The sequence below is a fragment of the Bacillus sp. N1(2025) genome (genome assembly GCF_053470005.1).
The window spans coordinates 428,632-453,416 of record NZ_JBLTJB010000001.1; the positions used below are offsets into that span (position 1 = coordinate 428,632).

Genomic DNA, 24,785 nt, shown 5'->3' on the forward strand with positions numbered 1-24,785 from the left:
ACGGAGGCTGTTTGCCGTGAATGATCGGTATGAACAAATAAACGAGTATATAAACGCGATGCTGAAGCCTCGGCCTGATAAAGTGAAAAAGCTTGAAGCCTATGCAAAAGAGCACCATGTTCCGATTATGGAAGAAGCGGGCATTGAAGTGCTGCTTCAAATGCTGTCGATTCAACAGGCGAAAAACATTTTGGAAATCGGCGCGGCAATCGGATATTCCGCCATACGGATGGCGCTTGAGCTTCCGGATGCGAATATTTACACGATTGAACGGGACGACAAACGCTATGAAGAAGCTGTGAACAATATAAAAGACTTTGAAATGGAAAACCGGATTCACGTAATACACGGGGATGCGCTGGAACTTTCTGAGTCTGTCCGTGTCACGGCTCCTTATGATGCCATTTTTATCGACGCGGCCAAAGGCCAGTACACGAACTTTTTTGAGCTCTATGAACCGATGCTTGCGCCGGATGGAGTCATTTTTACGGACAATGTTCTGTTTAAAGGACTGGTGGCACAAAATCACTCGGACATTGAGCCGAAAAGAAGACGGAAGCTTGTTGAAAAAATTGATCAATATAACCAATGGCTGATGGACCGGCCTGACTATCAAACGGTCATACTGCCGGTCGGAGACGGCATCGCCATCAGTAAAAAGAAGAGGTGAAGGATCATGAAAAAACCTGAACTTTTGGTGACTCCGACTTCTGTACAGGATATTCTTCCGCTCATTCAAGCGGGCGCAACGGCCCTGTTAGTCGGAGAACAGAGATACGGCCTGAGACTGGCCGGTGAATTTTCAAGAGAAGATATAAAAGAAGCCGTAAAGACAGCTCATCAGGAAGGCGCGAAAGTGTACGCCGCCGTGAATGCTATTTTTCACAACGAAAAAGTGGACGAGCTGAACGGCTATCTTGCCTTTTTGCAGGAGGCCGGCGTTGATGCGGCTGTTTTCGGTGATCCGGCCGTTTTAATGGCGGCGCGTGAAGCGGCTCCCGAGCTTAAACTGCACTGGAGCACGGAAACAACGGGAACCAACTACTATTCCTGCAATTACTGGGGACGCAAAGGCGCACGGCGGGCAGTGCTGGCTAAGGAATTAAATATGGACAGCATCATTGACATAAAAGAAAACGCCGAAGTCGAAATTGAAATTCAAATCCACGGAATGACGTGCATGTTCCAATCGAAGCGTTCTTTAGTGGGCCATTACTTCGAATACCAGGGAAAAGTCATGGACATCGAACAGAAGAAAAAAGAAGCGGGGATGTTTCTGCATGACAAGGAACGGGGCAATAAATACCCGATTTTTGAAGATGAAAACGGCACGCACATCATGAGCCCGAACGATGTGTGCATGATTGATGAATTAGAGGACCTGATGGATGCCGGCATCGATTCTTTCAAAATCGACGGAGTTTTGAAGTCTCCTGAATACTTAACTGAAGTGACCCGCATGTACAGAGAAGCAATCGATTTGTGCTTCGAAAGCCGAGAGACATACGAAGAGAAAAAAGAGAGCTGGATAGAGCGGATTGAAAGCATTCAGCCTGTGAACAGAAGCATCGACACAGGATTCTTCTTTAAAGAAACGGTCTATTAAAAAGGAGGGTGCAACGGATGACAGCCGTAAATCAAACCATTTCCAAAGTCGTAAACGGAAAGCGCGTCATTACGAAAAAACCTGAACTCCTTGCTCCGGCAGGAAACCTTGAAAAATTAAAAATTGCCGTTCATTACGGAGCGGACGCGGTTTTTATCGGAGGACAGGAATACGGACTCCGCTCAAATGCGGATAACTTCTCAATAGAAGAAATCGCAGAGGGCGTAGAATTTGCCAAAAAATACGGGGCAAAAATATATGTGACAACAAACATTTTCGCCCATAATGAAAATATGGACGGTCTGGAAGAATACTTAAAAGCGTTGGGAGACGCAAAAGTTGCCGGAATTATCGTCGCTGATCCGCTGATTATTGAAACATGCCGGAGAGTGGCCCCGGATGTAGAAATTCACCTCAGCACACAGCAGTCCCTTTCCAACTGGAAAGCGGTGCAGTTCTGGAAAGAAGAAGGGCTTGACCGCGTGGTGCTTGCCCGTGAAACGAGCGGACTGGAAATTAAAGAAATGAAGGAAAAGGTGGATATTGAAATTGAAACCTTTATCCACGGCGCCATGTGTATCGCTTATTCAGGCCGATGCGTGCTGAGCAATCACATGACGGCCCGGGATTCCAACCGCGGCGGCTGCTGTCAGTCCTGCCGCTGGGATTATGACCTGTATCAGACAGACGGTGCAAACGCGGTCGCGCTCTATGATGAAGAAGACGCTCCGTTTGCGATGAGCCCGAAAGATTTAAAATTGATTGAATCCATTCCGCAAATGATCGAGATGGGCATCGACAGCCTGAAAATTGAAGGCCGGATGAAATCAATTCATTACGTTGCGACGGTTGTCAGCGTGTATCGCAAAGTCATCGACGCATACTGCGCTGATCCTGAAAACTTTGTCATTCAAAAAGAATGGCTGGATGAGCTGGACAAATGTGCAAACCGGGATACCGCGCCTGCTTTCTTTGAAGGCACGCCTGGGTATGAAGAGCAGATGTTCGGTGAACACGGAAAGAAAACAACATTTGATTTTGCCGGTCTCGTGCTCGCGTATAACGAGGACACTCAAATGGTGACGCTCCAGCAGCGCAATTTCTTTAAACAAGGTGACGAAGTGGAATTTTTCGGTCCTGAAATCGACAATTTCACATTCACAATCGGCACTATTTGGGACGAAGACGGAAACGAGCTTGATGCTGCCCGCCATCCCCTGCAAATCGTTACATTTAAAGTAGACAAAAAGATTTATCCGAGCAACATGATGAGAAAGGGGAAGTAATCACCAATGGGTAAGAGTCCTGTAGTTATAGGCATCGCAGGAGGTTCCGGATCAGGAAAAACAAGCGTCACCCGTTCCATCTATGAACAGTTTAAAGGACACTCGATTTTAATGATCCAGCAAGACCTTTATTATAAAGACCAAAGCCATCTTCCGTTTGAAGAAAGGCTGAACACAAACTATGATCACCCGCTCGCATTTGATAATGACTATTTAATCGAGCATATTCAAGAGCTTTTGAATTACCGGCCGATAGAAAAGCCGATTTATGATTATAAACTGCATACGCGTTCTGAGGAAACCATTCCGGTTGAGCCGAAGGATGTCATAATTCTGGAAGGCATTCTCGTTCTCGAAGATAAAAGGCTTCGCGACCTCATGGATATGAAACTTTATGTTGACACGGACGCGGATCTCCGTATCATCAGACGGATTATGAGAGATATTAACGAAAGAGGCCGTTCAATCGATTCTGTCATTGAGCAGTATGTGTCCGTCGTCAGACCGATGCACAATCAGTTTGTTGAACCGACGAAACGCTACGCGGACATCATTATTCCGGAAGGCGGGCAAAACCACGTCGCAATCGATCTGATGGTCACGAAGATTCAAACGATCCTTGAACAAAATGCAATTTTGTAATACCATAGCATAGACATAAATAACTCAGACCATATTATGTATAGGCTGGAAGGGAATGAGACAGTTCCCTTCTTTCCCTGTTTATAAACCGAAACATTTGCAGAAAACACACATTCAGTTTAAGATAAACAGTACCTATATGGGAGAGAAGAACGAGGACTGCCCTGTGTTCTCATTCTTGATTTTTTCGTTTATGCTCTCATACATAATCACACGTTATTGTTGAGGGACAACCACCAAGGAGTGAAGGAACATGGCACAAGAAAAAGTTTTTCCGATGACTCACGAAGGAAAACAAAAACTTGAACAAGAATTAGAGCAATTGAAAACGGTTAAACGTAAAGAAGTAGTAGAACGCATTAAAATCGCAAGAAGCTTCGGAGATCTGTCAGAGAACTCTGAGTATGATTCTGCAAAAGAAGAACAGGCATTTGTGGAAGGGCGCATCACGACGCTTGAAAACATGATCCGGAATGCGAAAATCATCGAGGACGACGGCGGTTCAAATGTAGTCGGTTTGGGAAAAACCGTATCATTTATCGAATTGCCGGACGGTGAAGAAGAATCTTACACGATTGTCGGAAGCGCTGAAGCTGATCCGTTTGAAGGAAAAATTTCAAACGACTCGCCAATCGCCAAAAGCCTGCTCGGCAGAAAAGTGGACGAAGAAGTGACAGTTCAGACGCCGGGCGGAGAAATGCTCGTGAAAATTGTGAAAATTTCATAAGATCCGTTTAACAATGAAACACCTCGTCCAAAATGTGGATGAGGTGTTTTTTTATGATCGTATCAAAAAGGCTGAAAACGGCCGTGATTTGTTTTCTGCTCGTGTTTTTCTTTCTCCTTGCGAGGCTGGCTGAAATTCAGCTGTTTTTTACAGAATCTTTTTCAAAATCCAATATTAATCTGATTCAGGAAAGCGTCAAGCAGCGGACGGAAGAAGTCCTTATTTCAGACGGACGCGGCTCTTTTCTTGATCGGAACGGCAAAGAACTGACCGGAAAAAAGCAGCCTGCCGTCATACTGTTTCCCTTTCTCGTGACGCAGGATTGGCCGGTTGACCGGGTATCAGACATTCTCGGAATGAAACAGAGGGAGCTCAGGCAGCTGCTCACGGAAGCAAAAAAACCGGTGATCCTGAACAGCAGAAAAATAAAACATTTGACGAAACAATCCGTGTCAAATATCAATTCTTTGAAATATCCCGGCATTTACGGCGTATATATGAAAGACAGCAAAGAAACAAACATAGCCGCTCATCTGTTGGGCGCGACAAACCAGGACCCTGAGCTTTTGAAAAAGAAATACCCCGGCAGGAAGGAACTGCCGATCACGGCAAAAATCGGGACAAGCGGGATGGAGCGGACGTTTGATGAGTTTTTACTGGCGGATCAGGACACAAAACTTTTGTATCATGTCGACGGAAGGGGAAACCCTTTATTCGGAATGGACGTCAAATATACGGCTGAAGCAAACGCGTTTTATCCGCTGCAAGTCAAAACCTCCATCGACCGCAATATTCAAAAAGCAATGGAAGATGTATTGAAAGACCGCGGGTTAAAAAAGGGGGGAGCCGTCCTTTTAGACATTGAAAAAAGCAGTGTGCTCGGAATGGTATCTAAGCCTGACGCCGACATGTCAAAGCAGCAGACATTGCAAAATTACATGCTGACGCCGATTTATCCGGGATCAGTATTTAAAACGGTGATCGCCGCAGCCGCAATAGAACAAAACGAAGTGAAGCCGGGCACATCCTTTAACTGCAATCTCAACCTGTACGGAGAGCCGGGGGATGACAAAGGCACGCTCAGTTTTGGAGAAAGCTTTGCCCAAAGCTGCAATTATACGTTTACAAGCCTTGCGGAAAAATTGATCAAAAAAGATGATTCCGTTATTGAAAACATGGCGGAAAAACTCGGTCTCACCCAGCGGGCGGGCTGGGAAGGCAAGCTGTACCGGGAAGACCGATTCAGGCAGCTGTATAATGAAAAAAGCGGGGTCATTTGGGGAGATGACAAAGACAAAACCGTAAAAAAAGCCGTCGCACAGACGGCGATCGGGCAAAAAAACGTGAAAGTCACCCCTCTTGAAGTCGCCAATATGATGGCGGCGATCGCGCGCGGCGGTGAAAAAAAACAAGTCAAAATCGCGGACAAAATTGAATACAAAAACAAAACGACGATGGCGTCATTCAAAGATCAGCAGTTAAAAGGGGAAAACATCGACAAATATACGGCGCAGCAGCTTCAAAAAATTCTCAGAGAAGTCGTCACCTCACCGAAAGGAACCGGCCGAAGGTTTCAGGACCTGCCGTATGAGATAGCAGGCAAATCGGGAACGGCCCAGACGGGAATGTTCACAAAAGAAAAACAGACGCTTTACCACAAATGGTTTGCGGGATACTTTCCCGCGGACAAGCCGAAATACGCTCTCGTGGTGCTGCACATGGACACGCCGGGGGATAAGGCTCTGACAAATACAGTGTTTTATGATATTGTTAAAAAGGTACATGAAAATGAAATAAATCAGACATAGAACAACCGCTCAGCCCATGTTAAAATATATGCTGAGCAAGAGGGATAAAGGAGTGCAGAATGATTGAGCAATAAACAATCTCGTTTTGAAAACCGTGATAAGCGCAGAAAAGCAAATATGGTGCTTAACATTTTAATTGCTATCGTATCTATTCTTATTGTCGTCGTTGCCGTCAGCCTCTTCATCAACAGTCCGTCGGGCGACGTGAGCGAAAAAGCGGACACGAGCCAGAAGCAGGAAACACCTGCATCAGGCAAGACGAAGCAGACATCGGATGAAGACATAAAAGACAGCAAAAAAGATACGGCATCAGACGATGACAAAAAAGATAAACAGGATAAGGACACATCTGATTCATCTTCAGACTCTGACAGCAAAAAAGACGATGATTCATCGAAAAGTGATGACAGCAGCAAAAAAGACTCTGATTCAAGCGATCCTTTTAAAGGCGCAAAAATAACAGAGGGCGGCTCATCAAGCGATGTCGAGAAAACAATTGTTAACCCAAAATGGAAAGCGGTCGGCACAAAGCAGACGGGAGAACATGCGGCGACGTATGACTCAAGCTCTGAAGACTGGGCCGAAATGCTTGACGCCATCTCTTACGCAACCGGCGTGTCAAAAGATCACATGACAGTGCTGTGGCTCGGAAACAATGGAAGCCCGCAAGATGCGAAGGGTAAAGTTTTAGACAAAACGAACGGCAAAAAGTATCAGGTCACCATCACTTGGAAAGACAAAAAAGGCTGGAAGCCGACAAAAGTAGAAACCTTAAAATAACCGCAAAAAAGCAGCTGAGTAATCAGCTGCTTTTTTCTGTCATACGTCAGCTGAAAAATGCACCGACGCACTGTAAAGGATTCTGCCGTCAACGGCCGTCACCTGATGGGATACGGAACGGACGCGAAGCATAATCGCCTGGTTGTTTTCAATCTGAACGTTTATTTTCTTTTCAAGCTCCTGCAAAGATGCCGCTTCGAAAAACTCTACTTTATCTTTGATTAAATCCAATTGAAAATTCATCAGTACAGATCCTCCTGATTTTTCTTCTGAGTCAATGAAAGTATAAGCCTTTCTGCCGTAATTGCGCAATAATCCCAAAGTATTTTAGTACCCTTCCATTCTTTTTTGTGATAGGATAGTAACTGTTCCATGATTAATCCATACTATACTCATAGGAATTATAAAATATGGAGAGTGAAAAATATGGGCCGTGAATTTATTCCTTTATTTGAAGATTGGGCAGCGACTTATGACGCCACAGTGCACGGGGCTGACAAACAATATGCCGCTGTTTTTAAAGGATATGACAACATTCTTGACAGCATCGTCGCACTTTCAGGTTCAAACGTTTTAGAGTTCGGACCGGGAACGGGGAATTTAACGGCGAAATTAGCCGCCGCGAACAAAAAGGTGTTTGGTGTAGAACCGTCTCCGTCAATGAGAAAACTGGCGGCTGACAAGCTTTCTGACAAAGCCGTGTTCAGTGACGGAGATTTTCTGGAGTTTCCCGCTCCGCCTTTTCAAATAGATACCATCGTCAGCTCGTACGCCTTTCATCATTTAACCGATGAAGAAAAGCGAACGGCTGTAAAGCAGTATGGCGCAATCCTTCAGAAGCATGATAAAATAGTGTTTGCCGATACAGTCTTTAAAGATCATGAAGCTTATGATGAAACCATTAAAAAAGCAATCCGAAACGGCTATCATCAATTAGCGGACGATTTAAAGACGGAACATTATCCGACACTCGGGACAATGAAAAACATTTTTTCAGAAGAGGGATTTGCCGCACGGTTTACGCAGCAAAATGACTTTGTCTGGATAATGGAGGCGATTAAACGGTAAATCGAAGGGATTGTGTATAAATGAAACTGGCAGTCATCGGAGCAATGGAAGAGGAAGTTACGATTTTAAGAAGCAAACTGAAAGACGCAAAACAAGAGATGATCGCTCACTGTGAGTTTACAACTGGCAGCTATGAAGGCGTGGAAGTCATCTTGCTGAAATCAGGTATCGGGAAAGTCAACGCGGCGATCAGCACGACGCTTCTGCTTGACCGTTTCAAACCTGATTATGTGATTAACACAGGCTCAGCGGGCGGTTTTCATCATACATTGAATGTAGGCGACGTCGTCATCTCAACAGATGTCCGCCATCATGACGTGGATGTGACGGCGTTTGACTATGAATACGGACAGGTGCCGGGTCTTCCGGCAGCATACAAAGCTGATGAAAAGCTGATCAGCATTACTGAGGAAGCGGTTTCTGAACTGAACGGCATTCAAGTCGCCAAAGGCACAATCGCTACGGGAGATTCTTTTATGAATGATCCGAAGCGGGTTGAAGACGTACGCGCCAAATTTGCGGATTTGTACGCGGTTGAAATGGAAGCTGCGGCTGTCGCACAGGTGTGCTACCAGTTCAAAACGCCTTTTGTTGTCATCAGAGCTTTATCTGATATTGCCGGAAAAGAATCTGACGTTTCATTTGATAAATTTTTAGAACAGGCTGCCGTTCATTCAACTAAGCTTGTCCTGAATGTCATCAAACGAATTCAATAAGCGGGGGATTCTCGTTCTCCTCCGCTTTTCCAGGAGGAGGACACATATTGAACGTGATAACAGATATTACAGAACTGATCGGAAATACACCGCTGCTCCGTCTCAAGCATTTTGATATACCGGAGGGAACAGCGGTTTATGCTAAGCTTGAGATGATGAATCCGGGCGGAAGCATTAAAGACAGGCTGGGCGGGATGCTCATTGAAGATGCGCTTCGCACGGGAAAGGTGAAACCGGGCGGCGTTATCATTGAGGCGACTGCCGGAAACACCGGGATCGGACTCGCTCTGTGCGCCAGAAAGCATCAGCTTCGCGCCGTTTTTTGCGTCCCGGAGCATTTCAGCAGAGAAAAGCAGCAAATTATGAAAGCTCTCGGAGCGGACATCGTGCATACGCCGAGAGAAGAAGGCATGCAGGGAGCCATCCGAAAAGCGCTTGAACTGGAGAGAGAGATTAATAATTCTTATGCCGTTCTACAATTTAAAAACCGAGTAAATCCATTGACTTACTACAAAACAATCGGACCCGAAATATGGAACGCGCTCGGCGGGGATATCCACGCTTTTGTCGCAGGAGCAGGTTCCGGCGGCACCTTTGCCGGTACAGCAGCTTATTTAAAAGAGAAAAATCCTGCCGTCAAAACGGTGATCGTTGAACCGGAAGGCTCGATCCTGAACGGAGGAGAGCCGCATGCCCATAAAACGGAAGGCATCGGCATGGAGTTTATCCCGGATTATATGGACGAGAACCATTTTGACGCCATTTACACGGTGGAAGACGATACGGCGTTTTCGCTTGTCAGAGAAGCGGCCGAGAAAGAAGGCCTCTTAATCGGAAGCTCTTCAGGGGCGGCTCTTTATACAGCGCTTGAAGAAGCGAAAAAAGCGCCCGCCGGATCAAATATCGTCACCATTTTCCCTGATGGCAGCGATCGATATATAAGCAAAAACATTTTTCAAGGAGGTCAGTAAGATGAAGAAAAAAACGCTGATGGTGCACGGAGGAATTACGGGAGATGAAAAAACAGGAGCGGTTTCCGTACCGATTTATCAAGTAAGCACGTACCGGCAGCCGAAAGCGGGCGAGCACACGGGTTATGAATATTCAAGAACGGCCAATCCGACGCGGACGGCGCTTGAAAGCTTAATTGCGGAGCTTGAAGGCGGCGCGGCGGGATATGCGTTCGGCTCAGGCATGGCTGCGATTACTGCCGTCATGATGCTGTTTGACAGCGGCGATCATGTTATTTTGACGGATGATGTATACGGCGGCACTTACCGGGTGATGACAGGTGTGCTGAACCGCTTCGGCATTGAAGCGGACTTTGTTGATACGAGCAATGAAGAAAAAGTCAAAAAGGCCATTCGCCCGAATACGAAAGCCATTTATATCGAAACACCGACAAATCCGCTATTGAAAGTGACTGACCTCAAACTGATGTCTGACATCGCAAAAGAAGCGGGCGTATTGCTTATCGTCGATAATACGTTTTACACGCCGTATTTCCAGCAGCCGCTCAGCTTCGGCGCGGATCTCGTGCTTCACAGCGCGACGAAATATCTCGGCGGCCACAGCGATGTCGTCGGCGGCTTAGTCGTCACGGCTGATAAAGAACTGGGCGAAAAGCTTCATTACGTGCAAAACTCAACGGGCGGCGTTTTAGGACCGCAGGATTCATGGCTTTTGATGAGAGGGATTAAAACGCTGGGGCTCAGAATGGATGCCATCAATCACAGCGCCGGAAAAATCGCCGGGCTGCTTGAAGCGCATGATGCCGTTCAGACGCTCTACTATCCGGGATCAGCGAAACATCCGGGCCATGAGCTGACAAAAGCGCAAAGCTCCGGTTTCGGCGGAATGATTTCCTTTGATGTCGGCAGCAGCGAACGCGTCGACGCGTTTTTAGAAAAATTGAACCTGTTTACGATCGCGGAAAGTTTAGGAGCGGTTGAAAGCTTAATCTCCGTGCCGTCCAGAATGACGCACGCTTCGATCCCGCGCGACCGCCGGCTTGCGCTTGGCATTACCGACGGGCTCGTGCGGATCTCAGTCGGTATTGAGGATACTGAGGATTTAACGGCGGATGTGAAACAGGCGCTTGATTCACTTTTATAAAGAATGGATAGATTTACATTCTCTGTCGGCTGTCAGCTTGTATTATAATGTTGGTAGACTATAAAACTGGCAGGTGACCTTATATGGAGAAGAAAAGACTGAAATCATTAATAGAAGATTTTAAGCATTACGCATTTATTCTGCTTGCAGTCAGCACCTTCATTTATATCGGCGCGGTTCTTCCCGGACAAGGGCTGACTGCGGGCCAGAAAATGCTGATGTTTGTAACGGATTGTGTATTTTTAGCGGGCGCTTATTTCTGCGTTGACCGTTCACTTATTTATAAAAAGAGGCTGGAAGAGGCCGATGAATAAAAAAAGCCATTGTCTTTTGACAATGGCTTTTTCGTTTCTTATTCAGACGGGGTTTCGCGTAATTCTTTTCCCATTCCTTTTAAAAACTGCAGCCCGAAGCCGAGCGCGCGGTTAATATCAGGATCACCGACGGCTTTCATCAGTTCAAACATACTGACTTTCCTGTCCTCTTTTAAAAATCTTTGCGCCTGATCCGTCCCGGCCATGGCGCTTTCTAAAAGTCTGCCCATAAATTCGGGATCAGCTTTTGACAGCGCGCCTCCCGCGGCCATCATCGTATTCAGGAGATTGGTGACAGGTTCCCGGGAAATCTGTCCGAGTGCGATTTTGGCAATCTCCTCTTTTGCCTGGAGCATATAGCCGGCGGCATCAAAAATGCCCAAGCTATTCAGCTCTGCCATGATGGACATCGTTTTCGCGACGGCTTCTTCATTTTCTGCGAGAAGCGTCTTCAGCTCTTCCAGTTTTTCAGCTTTCAGCTGTTCCTCTGTTTTCGTTTCTTTTTGAATTTCAGTAATTGGGCTTGCCATAATGTTTCCTCCTTTCCTTAATCAGTTAAGTGCACATAGCCCGGACGGTTCCATTTTCGCTGAGCTTCCACACCGTTTTGCGGATGACGTTTTTTGTTCCGCGGATTCGTTTTCGGAAGCGGCGGAGTATCACAGGAACCGAGCACTTCCATGCGGACTTTTGTCTGCTTATAGGCAGGTGTATGTGTCCGTGAATCATACGCAGGCCCGGTCAGGAAATTAATCGCAGAATCTTTATCTGTAGAGTTCATCGGCAGATAAAGCTCATTTGCGCGGACGCGGTCTGTCACAAGCGCGTTCAATTTAACCGCCCCAAAAGGAGAGACGAGCCGGATCATTGTTCCGTCGCAAATTCCGCGTTCAGCCGCGAGCTCCGGCGATACTTCAACAAATACATCCGGAACTTTAGACTGAATGCCTTTTGACTTGTTTGTCATGTTTCCTTCGTGGAAATGTTCAAGCATCCGTCCGTTGTTAATATGCAGGTCATATTCTTCAGGGAATACAGCAGGCTCCACCCAATCGCTCAGCGCAAAACGGGCTTTTTTGTCCGGGAAGTTAAAGCCGTCTTCATAAAGAAGCGGAGTGCTTTCTCCCGTAAAGCTTCCCCACAGGAAGCTGTTCCAGCCGCTAAGAACGTCGTAGCTTGCTTTTCCGAACAGCGGAGAAAGGCTCGCCATTTCTGAGAAAATGTCGCTAGGATGCGTATAATTCCAATCAGCGCCTAAACGATTGGCGACTTCCTGAATAATCCACCAGTCGGGTTTTGCATCGCCGAGTGTCGGAAGCGCCTGATACAATCTTTGCACACGACGCTCTGTGTTTGTAAATGTTCCGTCTTTTTCAAGAGATGGAACCGCAGGCAGGATGACATCCGCGTATTGCGCCGTTCTTGAAAGGAAAATATCCTGTACAACAAAGAAATCAAGGCTGGATAAAATGTCATGAACATGGTTGGCGTTTGAATCGACGAGCGCCATATCTTCACCGACGAGATACATGGCTTTCATGTTTCCTTCTTCAATCGCATGGAGCATTTCGATATTATCAAGACCCGGCTTGCCGTCAATTTCAACACCGTAAGCTTTTTCGAATTTAGCGCGTGCCGCATCATCTGTAATATGCTGATATCCCGGAAGCCAGCCTGGAAGAGTTCCCATATCGCAAGCGCCTTGAACGTTGTTATGTCCCCGCAGCGGATAGGCTCCGGCGCCCGGACGGCGGTAGTTTCCTGTGGCAAGCAGCAGGTTGGAAATCGCCGCTGATGTATCAGAGCCGCCTGTATTCTGGGTTACGCCCATGCCCCAAAGAACACAAGTGCCGTCTGCATCACGAATCATTTCGGCAATGCGGATGATCGTATCCTGAGAAAGTCCGGTGATGCGCTCCGCATATTCCAATGTGTATTTTTCCAGCGTTTCTTTATAATCATCAAAGTAGTTGACATTTTCATCAATAAACGCTTGATCGTGCCAGCCTTGGTCAATCATATATTTCGTTACTGCCATGAGCCAGACCTGGTCAGTCCCTTGTTTCGGGCTGATAAAGAGGTCGGACCGTTCAGCCATTTCATTTCTGCGCAGATCGGCAACAATCAGTTTTTGGCCGTGCAGCTTATGGGCGCGTTTCACGCGAGTGGCCAGAACCGGATGTCCTTCCGCCGGATTGGCGCCGACGATGAGCACGAGGCCCGCTTTTGCGATATCTTTAATTGTGCCGGCGTCTCCGCCCATACCGACGGTGCGGAATAAGCCGTCCGTTGCCGGTGACTGGCAGTAGCGTGAGCAGTTATCCACGTTGTTGGTTTCAAATACTTGGCGTGCCAATTTTTGAATGACGTAGTTGTCTTCATTCGTAATTTTAGAAGAAGAAATAAAACCGACAGAACCATTTCCGTGTTCGGCCTTGATCGAACCGAGTCTTGAAGCGACAAGGTCAAGGGCTTCTTCCCATGACGATTCAACAAATGCGCCGTTTTTCCGGATGAGCGGTTTTGTAATCCGTTCTTTCGAATTCACGAAGTCCCAGCCGAATTTCCCTTTCACACAAGTGGAAATCGCGTTAACCGGAGCATCGGAAACAGGCTGAATTTTAAGGATGTCACGGCCTTTTGTCCATACTTCAAAAGAGCATCCGACGCCGCAGAACGTGCAGACTGTTTTTGTTTTTTTCGTCCGTTTATCGCGCATAGCCGCTTCCACTTCAGACACGGCGAAGATGCTTGTATAGTCGGGTTCAACATTTTTTACTAAATCAATCATCGGTTCCATAACATCTTCTTTTATACCTGTCATAAATCCGGCTTGGCCGAGCATTGATTTTTCCATCAGTGCGTTACAAGGACAGACAGTGACACACTGGCCGCAGCTGACGCAGGAAGATTCATTAATGGCGACGCCTTCATCCCAAATGACCCGCGGGCGGTCGCGCTCCCAATCAATTGAAAGAGTCTCATTCACCTGAAGGTTTTGACACACTTCCACACATTGGCCGCAGGCGATGCATTGGTTCGGATCATAGCGGTAAAACGGGTGAGACATATCAACCGCGCACTTTGAATCATCTTTCGGCGTATATGGATATTTCTGATGCTCAATTCCCATCATTTCCGCTGTATTATGCAGTGTGCAGTTGCCGTTGTTGTTATCGCATACTGTACAGTAAAGCAGGTGATTCTCGAGCAGGCGATCCATGGCCTCTGTCTGAGCCTCTTTTACCCTTCCCGACGTAAGCGAGATGGACATCCCGTTTTCTGCAGCCGTGGAACAAGAGCGCTGCAATTTCCCGTTTACTTCAACAATACAGGTGTCACATGTTTGAATCGGATCCACTTCCGGTACATGGCATATTTGCGGAATCTCAATTCCGTTTTGGTTTAAAATATCTAAAATCTTAGACCCCTCTGGTGCTTCATACTCCGTGCCGTCAATTTTGACACGGATAGACTGAACGTCTGTCACTTCCAATTCCCCTCCATCTTTTAAACTCGAAAAAAAGCCATGCACATAGATACCGGCCTCCTGTCCGGAGAACGGTATAAATACGCATGGCGGAATAGTTCACTAGCAAGTCTTACTAACAGACCAATCCTATTTGTATAAAACGATAGACTCGTAACACGTTTCCTATTACAAATCCATCTTCACTGCTTTTATTATAAGGTGATATTTATTATAATACAATACGAAAGGAAAACTTTAACCAGGTGAAATGTCACAAAGGGGAACCGGGAATGTCTTTCATAGGCTAAAATCGGAGGGGACAATATGTCTAAAAAAATTCATGAATTTAACGATATTATCCGGAAATTGCGCAAAGAATTATTTGGAAAGGGGCCTGAACGAATTCACACCGTTTTTGTGGATAACATGGCGGTATCTACACTTTACGGCAATCTAAGCGCAAGTGAGCAGTTTATCGCACGCACGCCTGAAGGAAGAGAAATGGTTCATGCGGCGCGGACCAGCTTAATTCAGGAGCTGTATTCAAAACAAACGCCTGATGGAATGGAAGAGCTCATCGGAGCAAAGCTGGTGCATCTGTTTTCAGATATAAAAATAGAGGAAAATATTGCTGTATCGGTGTTTGTCTTTGACCGCTCAATTGAAGAGCATAAAGAAGAAATCAAAAGCTGACAATATTCAATTGACACGAAATTGTCACATTTGATATGATATGAACTGCCGGCAGTGGCCTAAGGACGATTTTTTATGGAATGTGTGCATGATCTGTACATATTCTATACCGCATATTTTCATTCTGCTTGATATTGTTGTATGGGTATGCATACAAGTTAGGCAGCATTCAAACCCTCGTTTTTTCAGACGGGTTAGTTGAATGCTGCCTTTTTTGTTAGGCGTCTTTGGAAACTGCGGGCTGAATTGTTAAATGGAGGGGTTATTATGGCTTTTCGTAAACCGGACGAAATAGCGGAGCTTGCGGTCGAATCAGGGGTAAAAAAGGTGCATTCACCGCTTTCAGCACTGATTGTATTAGGATTTTTGGGAGGAGCGTTTATCGCACTCGGTTATTTGCTTGATATCCGTGTCATCGGCGACCTTCCGAAAGAATGGGGAAGCCTGTCGAGTTTAATCGGGGCGTCCGTGTTTCCCATCGGATTGGTGCTCGTCGTTCTTGCCGGCGCGGAGCTGATTACAGGAAATATGATGTCGGTATCCATGGCGCTGTTTTCCAGAAGAATATCCGCCGGTGCATTAGTGAAAAATTGGGTGATCGTGACGTTGATGAATCTTGTCGGCGCACTGTTTGTCGCTTACTTTTTCGGACATGTTGTCGGATTAACCGAAACAGGACCTTACTTGGAAAAAACGATTGCGGTCGCACAAGGCAAATTGGATATGCCGTTTGGAAAAGTCATTGTTTCGGCGATCGGCTGTAACTGGCTTGTCTGTTTGGCCGTCTGGCTTTCTTTCGGCGCAGAAGACGGAGCCGGAAAAATCGCGGGTATATGGTTTCCGATTATGGCGTTTGTCGCAATTGGTTTTCAGCACGTTGTAGCCAATATGTTTATCATCCCGGCTGCGATATTTGCAGGTTCTTTTTCGTGGGGTGATCTGATTGGCAATCTCATTCCGGCCTTTATCGGGAATGTCATCGGCGGGGCAGTGTTTGTCGGCCTTATTTATTTTATTGCATATTCAAAAAAAGATCAGAAAAAGCAAGGGATGAAAAGAGTTTCCTGAGGTAAGAAAGATGCCGGAAAACACGGAAAATTGAAGCGGAATGCCAGCACATTTTCCGTCCAAATCTTGAAAAAAATGTTTACAAAATGGAAGCTGATGGATATACTTACAAAGTAAGAAAAAAGCAAAGGGAGGTTGAATCACATGACGACGTTAAACGGCAATCAAAATCTACAATTGAACCGATTCAGCCTGTGGAAGAGTTCGTGTCCTTCCTTAACCTCTGCCCGTCAAGCACGTTAATTTCGGAGTATCAGGACATTCGCAGCTCCCCGCAGGGAAAGAAGCACCGTCTTCTTTTGTCTGCGGATTTAGTCTGCCCGCAGCGCATATGAACTTTGCTGCGGGTTATTTTCGCTTGTGCGGATATTGAAAGGGGGTGAGCGATAATGACCATTAATCTTTTCTTTTTAACACTGACCATTTCAAAGCGTTTTAAAAGTGCGGAAGAGTATGAACGAGAACAGCAGGTCGAAGAGTTTTATAATGAAGCGAAAGAACGCCAGCTGAAACATTTTTATATGAACTAACGGACACGAAGGGCCAAAACGGAGGAGAAGGAGGAGATCATCATGTTCAGAATTGAACTGCTGAATCATTACACAATGGAGAAGGACCAGGTTTAGCGAGGATGTTGCTGTCACGTCGCAGACGGCCTGCATACCATGGTAAAGAAAGAAAAATTGGTTAGCGGGTGATAGCATGCAGGGCGGTCAGAACAGAATTCCATCCATCGGGCACGGGTATGCGTCAATGCCCCATTCATTTAAACACGGCTACGGCAACCCGTACCGCCGGCAGAGAATGGCGGTGCTTTCCCGGCAGACAAGATATATAGCACCGTATTATTGGTACTAGAGCAGGCGGAAAACCTACGTTTTCCGTCTTTTTTTTATGAAAACAAATATAAATTTCAAATAAATCGAAACGTTCATGAAGAGAAGTGCGTCTAGTTAGTACCTCATACTAATACGAGGTAATATTATTTCTGAATAATAAATCACAGGAATGGAAAAGCGGGTGTTATACAATGTTGCAACATACATCTTCAGCATTAAAACGAATGCGCGCGAAATACTTTGCTGCATCAGAACCGGCAGAGTCAGTCATTCAGCAAATCTTGATGGACATACAGGAATACGACCGCATTTTGGAAATCGGGACCGGAAACGGCTCAATGTTTAAACAAATCATCGGACAGCTTGAAAAGGGCAGTCTTAAAAGCATAGAAACATCGAAACGTAAAATACGGAAAACACAGCGCGCAAACCGTTCGGTTATAAAAGCCGGGCTCGGAAACATTCAGCAGGGAAGGCCGGAAAGCATACCGTTCCGCGACCGCAGCTTTCATAAAGTCTTCTCTTTACATACTGCGGAAACAGTCAGCGATTACCGGACAGCATGTAAAGAAGTGTACCGCGTTCTTCAAATTGACGGGTGTTTCTATATGGTTTTGAAACCTTCGCGGATGAGTGAAAAGGATGTGATTGAGGTGCTCTATGATCAGCATTTCAGAGACATTTCAGTTGTCAGCAGAGATTCATTCCATTTTATTACTGCCATTAAATAGAATATTTCTTGGGAAATAAAAAGAGCTGCTTAAGTCACTGCAGCTCTTTTTGTGAAATTGGGCATATTTCCTTATTTTTGGTTATTTTACATCTATTTTATATAAAAAAAAGTTTTTTTCTTATACAATGGTAATCAGATGACCGTACATTTTAAATATTTTGAACAAACGGAATGAATATTCATTCCGTGTTTAGAAAGGGGGATGAAATGACAGCTTCAAACAAGGTTGAACTCATTATGAAAGCGTCGCTTACTTTGTTTACAGATAGAGGATTTGACGCAACGACGATTCCGATGATTGCCGCTCAGGCCGATGTCGGAACCGGCACAATTTACCGTTACTTTGACAGTAAAGAGACACTTGTGAACGTACTGTATCAGGAAAGTGCGCAGCGTTTTATGAAAAAAGTCAAAACGGACTTTCAGGGGATATCTGTAAGAGAAGGGTTTCATCATCTGTTTTATTGTCTGATTGATTTTACGAAGGAAAGTGAGTATGCATTGTTTTTTCTTGAAACGAATAAGGACGCCTACTTTCTGAATGAAACGAGCCGTAAGCTTCTTGATGAAATAACACAGATGCTTGACGTCTTTTTTCAGCGCGGCAAGTCTGAAGGTGTGCTCCGCAATCTGCCGTCCAATGTGCTGATGGCGCTGCTGCTCGGGGCATATCTCAAACTCTATCAGCTTGTCCGGACGGGAAGCGTCGAAATAACAAAACCGTTTCTGAAAGAATTGGAACAATGTTCTTGGGATGCCATCAGAACTCATTAATTATACGCCGAAGGAAGGAAGATCGATATGAAACAGCTAAGCGCTATACCGCAGCCGAAAACATACGGGCCTCTCAAAAATCTCCCTCACTTGGAAAAAGAAAAACTGTCACAATCGCTTTGGAAAATTGCCGAAGAATACGGCCCGATCTTTCGTTTTGAATTTCCGAGCTCTGTCGGGGTCTTCGTATCAGGCCGCGAGCTCGCCGCAGAAGTCTGTGATGAAAAGCGATTTGACAAAAATCTCAGCAAAGCTCTGCTGAAAGTCCGTGAATTTGGCGGTGACGGACTATTTACGAGCTGGACTCACGAAAAGAACTGGCAGAAAGCGCATCGGATTTTATTGCCGAGCTTCAGCCAGAAGGCGATGAAAGGCTATCATTCAATGATGCTGGATATTGCCATGCAGCTCGTGCAGAAGTGGAGCAGATTAAATCCGAATGAAGAAATTGACGTCGCCGAAGATATGACGCGCCTGACGCTGGATACAATCGGCCTGTGCGGATTTCATTACCGCTTTAACAGCTTTTACCGCGACACACAGCATTCTTTTATCACAAGTATGCTTCGTGCGCTGCAGGAGGCCATGCGCCAAGCGCAAAGACACAGCCTGCAGGACAAGCTGATGATCAAAACGAGACATCAGTTCCAGCAGGATATTGAAGAGATGAATTCGCTTGTAGACCGGATCATCGCTGAGCGGAGGGAAAATCCGGATGAAAATCTGTCTGACCTTTTAGCATTGATGCTTGAAGCGAAAGACCCTGTAACGGGGGAAAGGCTGGATGATGAAAATATCCGTTATCAAATCATTACCTTTTTGATCGCGGGGCATGAAACCACAAGCGGGTTGCTTTCTTTTGCGATATATTGCCTGCTGAAAAATAAAGATAAATTGAAAAAAGCCGTTCAGGAAGCCGAGCGGGTGCTGACGGGAGAGACACCTGAATATAAGCAGATTCAGCAGCTGACATATATCCGCATGGTGCTAAACGAGACTTTGCGGCTGTATCCGACTGCCCCGGCATTTTCTCTGTACGCGAAGGAAGATACGGTTCTCGGCGGGAAATATCCGATTGCGAAGGGACAGCCGGTGACGATTCTGACTCCGCAGCTGCACCGGGATAAAAGTGCGTGGGGAGAAGATGCCGAGTCATTCCGCCCGGAAAGGTTCAGTGATCCCGCGGCCATTCCGGCAGATGCGTATAAGCCGTTCGGAAACGGACAGCGCGCATGCATCGGGATGCAGTTTGCCCTGCAGGAAGCGACAATGGTGCTCGGCCTTGTCCTGAAACACTTTGAACTGATTGATCATACTGATTATGAGCTTACGATTAAAGAAGCTCTAACCATTAAGCCCGGTGATTTTAAAATCCGTGTGAAAAACAAGGACGTGTCCAATCAGCAGTCCGCACAAAACCATAAAGCTGAAGGCAGCGGTCACAAAGAAGAAATGAAAGAAATCCCGTCCCACGGAACGCCGCTTCTCATTCTTTACGGATCAAATTTAGGAACTGCGGAAGGAATCGCGGAAGAGCTGGCTGATATCGGAAGAAGCAAAGGATTTTCAACTGAAACCGGACCGCTCGATGATTATGCCGGGAAACTGCCTGTAAAAGGCGCGGTCGTTATTGTTACGGCTTCTTATAACGGGGCGCCGCCTGATAATGCGGCGGGTTTTGTGAAATGGATGGAAACCCTTGAAGATCAGGAATTAAAGGGTGTTTCTTACGCCGTCTTCGGCTGCGGAGACCGCAACTGGGCCGCCACTTACCAGAGGATCCCCCGCCTGATAGACAAAGTGCTTGAAGAAAAAGGGGCAAAACGGCTGACCTCTATCGGGGAGGGCGACAATGCCGATGATTTTGAGTACAGTCAGGAAGCCTGGGAAGACTCATTCTGGAAGGACATCATGAAGGCTTTTCATATAGAGGCCGCTCCAAAACAGACAAACAAATCACAGTTATCAATCGAATACGTGAGTGAAGCAGCCGAGACGCCGATTGCCAAAACGTACAAAGCATTTGAGGCGGAGGTCATCACGAACAAAGAGCTTCATACCGAAAGCAGCAAGCGCTCAGTCCGGCATATTGAGCTGCGTCTCCCCGAAACAGAAACGTATCAGGAAGGAGATCATCTCGGGGTGCTTCCGCAAAACAGCGGGGAACTGATCAGCCGTGTCATTCGCCGATTCGGTCTTGATCCGAACCAGCACTTTAAGATCAAGGGCCGGCAGCTGCCTCATCTGCCGATGGACCGGCCGGTTAATGCGCCGGAGCTTTTGGCGTCCTATGTAGAGCTGCAGGAGCCGGCAACGAGAGCCCAGCTTCGCGAACTTGCCGCACATACCGTGTGCCCGCCGCACCAAAAAGAATTGGAGCATCTTTATTCTGATGATGCGGCATATAAAGAAAACGTGCTGAAAAAACGAATGACCATGCTGGACCTGTTGGAAGATTATCCTGCATGTGAACTGCCGTTTGAGCGCTTTTTAGAACTTCTGCCATCCTTAAAGGCGCGCTATTATTCAATCTCAAGCTCACCGAAGGCAGCCAGCGGGGAGCTCAGTATCACGGTCGGCGTTGTGACGGCTCCGGCATGGAGCGGCCGTGGGGAATACCGGGGCGTGGCTTCGAACTATTTAGCCGGATTACAGAATGGCGATCCTGCCGTCTGTTTCATCCGCTCGCCGCAGTCGGGTTTCGCATTGCCTGAAAATCCGAAAACGCCTCTCATTATGGTCGGAGCAGGCACAGGAATTGCGCCGTTCAGGGGATTTATCCAGGCGCGGGCTGCCGAAAAAATGTCCGGTAACAGCCTGGGCGAAGCTCATTTATACTTCGGCTGCCGGCATCCTGAAGAAGACGATCTGTACAAAGATGAATTCGACGATGCGGAGAAAAACGGCCTTGTCACCGTGCATCGGGCGTATTCCAGATTAGATCAGGACTGTAAAGTTTACGTACAGGATGTCCTGCTTCGCGAGGCTGCACAAATTATTGCTCTCCTTGACCAAGGCGGCCATCTCTATATATGCGGCGACGGAAGCAAAATGGCTCCGGCCGTAGAAAATGTACTGCTTCAGGCGTATGAAAAGGTGCATAACACTGATTCAAAAGTTTCCTTGAATTGGCTTGAACAGCTGCAGGCGGAAGGAAGATATGCGAAAGATGTTTGGGCAGGTATGTAACAGAAGAGTGAGACAACTGAAGAATGTTTTTTAATTGAAGAAAGCCGGCACGATATTTGAAATCTACTGAATCAAAAGGAATAGTTATAGGGAGTATCGTGCCGGCCTTAACTTTAGTATCGGACAAAAGACACAAATCTTTAATGTTTTTATTGATTTACATGCAGGCGGCTATGTCCCTTTTTTCTGAATTCCGCCAGAAATAAAACCGGATAAGACACTAATAGCAAAACCGAAATAAATGAAATGATACCGATCCAATGAAAATGCGTCCAAAAGAAACCGCCGCAAGACCCTGCCACGCTTGAACCGATATAGTATGCAAGCAGATATAATGAAGAGGCTTGCGCGCGCTGATCACCGGCTGCGCGGCCGACCCAGGCGCTTGCGATCGAATGCGCGCCGAAAAAGCCGAAGGTAAAGACGGCAATCCCCGCGATTTTAAGCGCAAGCTGGGGCAAAAGTGTCACCGCTGCGCCGGCAAGCATAACAAAAATCGCAATCTTAATCATTTTTGCGCTTCCGAAAAGATCTGCTTTTTTCCCCATATAGACAGAGCTGAACGTTCCCGCGAGATAGACAATAAAAATAAAACCGATCACAGTCTGCGACAAATGATAAGGAGCCGCCATTAAATGAAAGCCGATATAATTATATAATGTCACAAAACTCCCCATTAATATAAATCCCAGAGATATTAACAAAAGCAGCCGTTTGCGGTGCAGAACCGCTCCGTATTCCTTACATGCCGCTTTTACGCCCGCATGCCGCTGAGATGAATGGCGCGGAGCCGGAAGAAAACGCCAAAACAAATAGCTTAATACAATAGAAAGAATGCCGATGATGGCAAGCGCCGGCCGCCAGCCGAATACATCGGTCAGAAGCCCCGTTAACAGCCTGCCGCTCATTCCCCCGATGCTTGTGCCGCTGATATACAAGCCCATCATTTTCCCGAGGCCCTGCGGATCAAACTCCTCGCCTACATATGTCATAGCGACAGCCGGAACGCCTGCCAGGAAAATACCGAGCAGCGCCCTCATCGCCAAAAGCGCCGGAAAAGCCGGACTGAACGCTGTTAATAGACCTAAAACAGATGTAGCTGTTAACGACAGCACCATTAATTTTTTTCTGCCGAATCCGTCAGACAACGAAGCGGCGGCCAATAATGAAAATGCCAAAACGGCTGTTGAGATGGATAAAGTTAAGCTGGCAGCCGCAGCGGAAATATGAAACTCTTCCGAAAACAAAGGCATAAGCGGCTGTGTCGTGTAAAGCGTGGCGAAGGTCACAAAGCCGCTGATAAACAGAGCCAAGCTGGCCTTTCTGTAAGCCTTTGTATGAGGCTGAATAAACGTCATGAATGTCCCTCTTTTCTCACTGTTGGTTATATATGTATCGTACGCTTTTCATTTCAATGTGTCTAATTTATAATGACTATAGAATTAATGCGTGTAGGTTATGAAGAAAGGGGAGAAGGAGAAAATGGAGCTTCATCAAATTGACAACTTCATTGCGGCGGCAACTCATCAGCATTTCACAAATGCGGCAAAAGAAAGAATGATTTCTCAGCCGGCATTAAGCCGATCGATTATCAGGCTCGAAGAAGAATTAGGCGCGCCGTTATTTTACAGAGAGACAAAAGCCGTCCGGCTGACAAGGCACGGAGAGCAGTTCTTAATAAAAGCAAAACAAGCGAGACGAGCTTTAAATGAAGGCGTTGAACAAGTGAAAAAGAATATGAGCCTGGAACACGGCGAAATATCTGTATCTTTTCTTCATACGCTCGGGCTGCGTTTAATGCCTCAGCTGATTGCCGAATTTAAAAAGCTATACCCAAACGTGACCTTCCGGCTTTATCAAGGCGCAAATGAAACGCTTCGCAAAATGGTGGAAACGGGAGATGCGGATATCTGTCTCAGCTCCCCGCCGCTTCCCAGCGAGCTTTTACAATGGACAGTGCTGGAGAAAGAGCCTCTTTATGCGGTGCTACCTGAGAACCACCCGCTTGCAGGAAATAAAAGCATTCAAATGAAAGAGATGCAGGACGAGGATTTTGTCGGATTTAAACCGGGATACGGACTGAGGTATATGTTTGATCTGATGTGCCGGGATTTGAATATACACCCGCATCTCGCATTTGAAGGAGAGGAAGTGTCAACCATATTAGGGCTGACCGCCGCGGGTCTGGGGGCTGCAGTGCTGCCGAAAACCGCGGAGCATTCATACTTTCCGGTCGTTTTTCTTCCGGTTGCAGATTACCAATGCGAACGCACCATAGCGTTAGCCCAGCTGAAAAACCATGCTCTCTCTCCCGCTGCTGAGCGTTTTAAACAGTTTGCACTTGAGTATTACAAAGCACGCAACTGAGCGGTCATTTTATTAAAATCGAAGTTGAAAATAAAGCAGATAGAAATACAGAAAACGGAGGAAAACCATGGCGAAAAAAACAGTGAAAACAAATGCTGTCCGTATCATTGAGCAGCAAAACATTCCCTATGAGCTATTAGGTTACAAAACAGAAGGGGGACAGCCCGCAGACGGTCTTTCCGTTTCACAAAAAATCGGATACGCTGCCGAATATGTTTATAAAACCTTAGTGGCATCTGCAGGAACTGATCGTTATTACGTCTTTGCCGTTCCCGTTGCAAAAGAACTGAATCTGAAAAAGGCTGCGAAGGCGGCAGGTGAGAAGAAAATAGAAATGATTGCCATGAAGGACCTTTTAGGAGTGACCGGCTATATGCGCGGCGGCTGCTCTCCGATCGGCATGAAAAAAAGGTTTCCGACTTTTATTGATAGATCCGCTGAAACACTGGAGTTTATGATCGTCAGTGCGGGGAAAATCGGAATGCAGCTGAAAGCAGCGCCTCAAGATTTAGCCGAAGCAAGCGGGGCGGTATTTACAGACATTGTATAAATGTCCGATGAATCTAATGGAATACACGTGTCAAGGGA

The 24,785-nt window shown here is 46.4% G+C and carries 25 protein-coding genes; 21 read left to right on the plus strand and 4 right to left on the minus strand.

Features of this window, described 5'->3' with window-relative positions; genetic code table 11:
* Positions 1–16: 16 nt before the first annotated feature.
* The 7 genes from ACNFN4_RS02400 to ACNFN4_RS02430 all read left to right on the plus strand — a co-directional run bounded on the left by ACNFN4_RS02400 (position 17) and on the right by ACNFN4_RS02430 (position 6,849).
* A complete protein-coding gene (locus ACNFN4_RS02400; protein WP_072177609.1) occupies positions 17–670 on the plus strand; it encodes an O-methyltransferase in 654 nt (217 codons plus the stop codon).
* Between the two features lie 6 nt (positions 671–676).
* Entirely contained in the window at positions 677–1,606 is a 930-nt protein-coding gene (locus ACNFN4_RS02405; protein ID WP_007408214.1) for a peptidase U32 family protein, read from the plus strand.
* 17 nt (positions 1,607–1,623) lie between these two features.
* Positions 1,624–2,892 (plus strand): peptidase U32 family protein, encoded by a 1,269-nt coding sequence (locus ACNFN4_RS02410; protein ID WP_017418217.1) that lies wholly within the window; start codon positions 1,624–1,626, stop codon positions 2,890–2,892.
* A gap of 6 nt (positions 2,893–2,898) precedes the next feature.
* Positions 2,899–3,534, plus strand: a complete 636-nt coding sequence (gene udk, locus ACNFN4_RS02415) for a uridine kinase (protein WP_003152763.1) — start codon at positions 2,899–2,901, stop codon at positions 3,532–3,534.
* Between the two features lie 253 nt (positions 3,535–3,787).
* A complete protein-coding gene (gene greA / locus ACNFN4_RS02420; RefSeq protein WP_003152766.1) occupies positions 3,788–4,261 on the plus strand; it encodes a transcription elongation factor GreA in 474 nt (157 codons plus the stop codon).
* Positions 4,262–4,314: 53 nt separating this feature from the next.
* Complete coding sequence (locus ACNFN4_RS02425; protein ID WP_014418463.1) at positions 4,315–6,069, plus strand: peptidoglycan D,D-transpeptidase FtsI family protein; 1,755 nt, start codon at positions 4,315–4,317, stop codon at positions 6,067–6,069.
* A 63-nt stretch (positions 6,070–6,132) separates the two neighbouring features.
* Complete coding sequence (locus ACNFN4_RS02430; protein WP_014418462.1) at positions 6,133–6,849, plus strand: YrrS family protein; 717 nt, start codon at positions 6,133–6,135, stop codon at positions 6,847–6,849.
* A 39-nt stretch (positions 6,850–6,888) separates the two neighbouring features.
* Here the strand turns inward: ACNFN4_RS02430 and ACNFN4_RS02435 are convergent, their stop codons facing one another.
* Positions 6,889–7,092, minus strand: coding sequence for a YrzA family protein (locus ACNFN4_RS02435; RefSeq protein ID WP_003152771.1), 204 nt, complete (start codon positions 7,090–7,092; stop codon positions 6,889–6,891).
* Between the two features lie 183 nt (positions 7,093–7,275).
* Here ACNFN4_RS02435 and ACNFN4_RS02440 point away from each other — a divergent pair, with 183 nt between their 5' ends.
* From ACNFN4_RS02440 to ACNFN4_RS02460, 5 genes are all read left to right on the plus strand, one after another.
* Positions 7,276–7,917, plus strand: coding sequence for a class I SAM-dependent methyltransferase (locus ACNFN4_RS02440; RefSeq protein ID WP_014418461.1), 642 nt, complete (start codon positions 7,276–7,278; stop codon positions 7,915–7,917).
* A 20-nt stretch (positions 7,918–7,937) separates the two neighbouring features.
* A complete protein-coding gene (mtnN, locus tag ACNFN4_RS02445) occupies positions 7,938–8,633 on the plus strand; it encodes a 5'-methylthioadenosine/S-adenosylhomocysteine nucleosidase (RefSeq protein WP_014418460.1) in 696 nt (231 codons plus the stop codon).
* 47 nt (positions 8,634–8,680) lie between these two features.
* A complete protein-coding gene (locus tag ACNFN4_RS02450) occupies positions 8,681–9,604 on the plus strand; it encodes an O-acetylserine dependent cystathionine beta-synthase (RefSeq protein ID WP_014418459.1) in 924 nt (307 codons plus the stop codon).
* A 1-nt stretch (position 9,605) separates the two neighbouring features.
* Positions 9,606–10,748, plus strand: a complete 1,143-nt coding sequence (locus tag ACNFN4_RS02455; RefSeq protein ID WP_021494369.1) for a bifunctional cystathionine gamma-lyase/homocysteine desulfhydrase — start codon at positions 9,606–9,608, stop codon at positions 10,746–10,748.
* Between the two features lie 83 nt (positions 10,749–10,831).
* Positions 10,832–11,062: a YrhC family protein gene (locus tag ACNFN4_RS02460; RefSeq protein WP_012118061.1), complete on the plus strand. Its 231-nt coding sequence runs from the start codon at positions 10,832–10,834 to the stop codon at positions 11,060–11,062.
* A gap of 38 nt (positions 11,063–11,100) precedes the next feature.
* Here the strand turns inward: ACNFN4_RS02460 and ACNFN4_RS02465 are convergent, their stop codons facing one another.
* Both ACNFN4_RS02465 and fdhF read right to left on the minus strand, forming a co-directional pair.
* Positions 11,101–11,592, minus strand: coding sequence for a DUF1641 domain-containing protein (locus ACNFN4_RS02465; RefSeq protein ID WP_007612765.1), 492 nt, complete (start codon positions 11,590–11,592; stop codon positions 11,101–11,103).
* 17 nt (positions 11,593–11,609) lie between these two features.
* Positions 11,610–14,552 carry a formate dehydrogenase subunit alpha gene (gene fdhF / locus ACNFN4_RS02470; protein WP_202729685.1) on the minus strand — a complete coding sequence of 981 codons (2,943 nt, stop codon included), beginning with the start codon at positions 14,550–14,552 and terminating at the stop codon, positions 11,610–11,612.
* Between the two features lie 306 nt (positions 14,553–14,858).
* On the opposite strand from fdhF, the gene ACNFN4_RS02475 reads away from it, so the two are divergent.
* The 7 genes from ACNFN4_RS02475 to ACNFN4_RS02505 all read left to right on the plus strand — a co-directional run bounded on the left by ACNFN4_RS02475 (position 14,859) and on the right by ACNFN4_RS02505 (position 21,830).
* Positions 14,859–15,227 (plus strand): DUF2294 domain-containing protein, encoded by a 369-nt coding sequence (locus ACNFN4_RS02475; protein WP_007408224.1) that lies wholly within the window; start codon positions 14,859–14,861, stop codon positions 15,225–15,227.
* A 267-nt stretch (positions 15,228–15,494) separates the two neighbouring features.
* Complete coding sequence (locus ACNFN4_RS02480) at positions 15,495–16,295, plus strand: formate/nitrite transporter family protein (protein ID WP_007408225.1); 801 nt, start codon at positions 15,495–15,497, stop codon at positions 16,293–16,295.
* A gap of 389 nt (positions 16,296–16,684) precedes the next feature.
* Positions 16,685–16,825: a YrzI family small protein gene (locus ACNFN4_RS02485; protein WP_003152787.1), complete on the plus strand. Its 141-nt coding sequence runs from the start codon at positions 16,685–16,687 to the stop codon at positions 16,823–16,825.
* A 172-nt stretch (positions 16,826–16,997) separates the two neighbouring features.
* Positions 16,998–17,153 carry a hypothetical protein gene (locus ACNFN4_RS02490; RefSeq protein ID WP_021494367.1) on the plus strand — a complete coding sequence of 52 codons (156 nt, stop codon included), beginning with the start codon at positions 16,998–17,000 and terminating at the stop codon, positions 17,151–17,153.
* A 172-nt stretch (positions 17,154–17,325) separates the two neighbouring features.
* Positions 17,326–17,865, plus strand: coding sequence for a class I SAM-dependent methyltransferase (locus tag ACNFN4_RS02495; protein WP_007408228.1), 540 nt, complete (start codon positions 17,326–17,328; stop codon positions 17,863–17,865).
* A gap of 209 nt (positions 17,866–18,074) precedes the next feature.
* Positions 18,075–18,641 carry a TetR/AcrR family transcriptional regulator gene (locus ACNFN4_RS02500; RefSeq protein ID WP_014418456.1) on the plus strand — a complete coding sequence of 189 codons (567 nt, stop codon included), beginning with the start codon at positions 18,075–18,077 and terminating at the stop codon, positions 18,639–18,641.
* 27 nt (positions 18,642–18,668) lie between these two features.
* Positions 18,669–21,830 (plus strand): bifunctional cytochrome P450/NADPH--P450 reductase, encoded by a 3,162-nt coding sequence (locus tag ACNFN4_RS02505; RefSeq protein ID WP_014418455.1) that lies wholly within the window; start codon positions 18,669–18,671, stop codon positions 21,828–21,830.
* Positions 21,831–21,979: 149 nt separating this feature from the next.
* Here the strand turns inward: ACNFN4_RS02505 and ACNFN4_RS02510 are convergent, their stop codons facing one another.
* Positions 21,980–23,188 (minus strand): MFS transporter, encoded by a 1,209-nt coding sequence (locus ACNFN4_RS02510; RefSeq protein WP_014418454.1) that lies wholly within the window; start codon positions 23,186–23,188, stop codon positions 21,980–21,982.
* Positions 23,189–23,312: 124 nt separating this feature from the next.
* Here ACNFN4_RS02510 and ACNFN4_RS02515 point away from each other — a divergent pair, with 124 nt between their 5' ends.
* Both ACNFN4_RS02515 and ybaK read left to right on the plus strand, forming a co-directional pair.
* Entirely contained in the window at positions 23,313–24,197 is an 885-nt protein-coding gene (locus ACNFN4_RS02515) for a LysR family transcriptional regulator (RefSeq protein WP_007408231.1), read from the plus strand.
* A 67-nt stretch (positions 24,198–24,264) separates the two neighbouring features.
* A complete protein-coding gene (ybaK, locus tag ACNFN4_RS02520; protein ID WP_014418453.1) occupies positions 24,265–24,747 on the plus strand; it encodes a Cys-tRNA(Pro) deacylase in 483 nt (160 codons plus the stop codon).
* Positions 24,748–24,785: the final 38 nt, after the last annotated feature.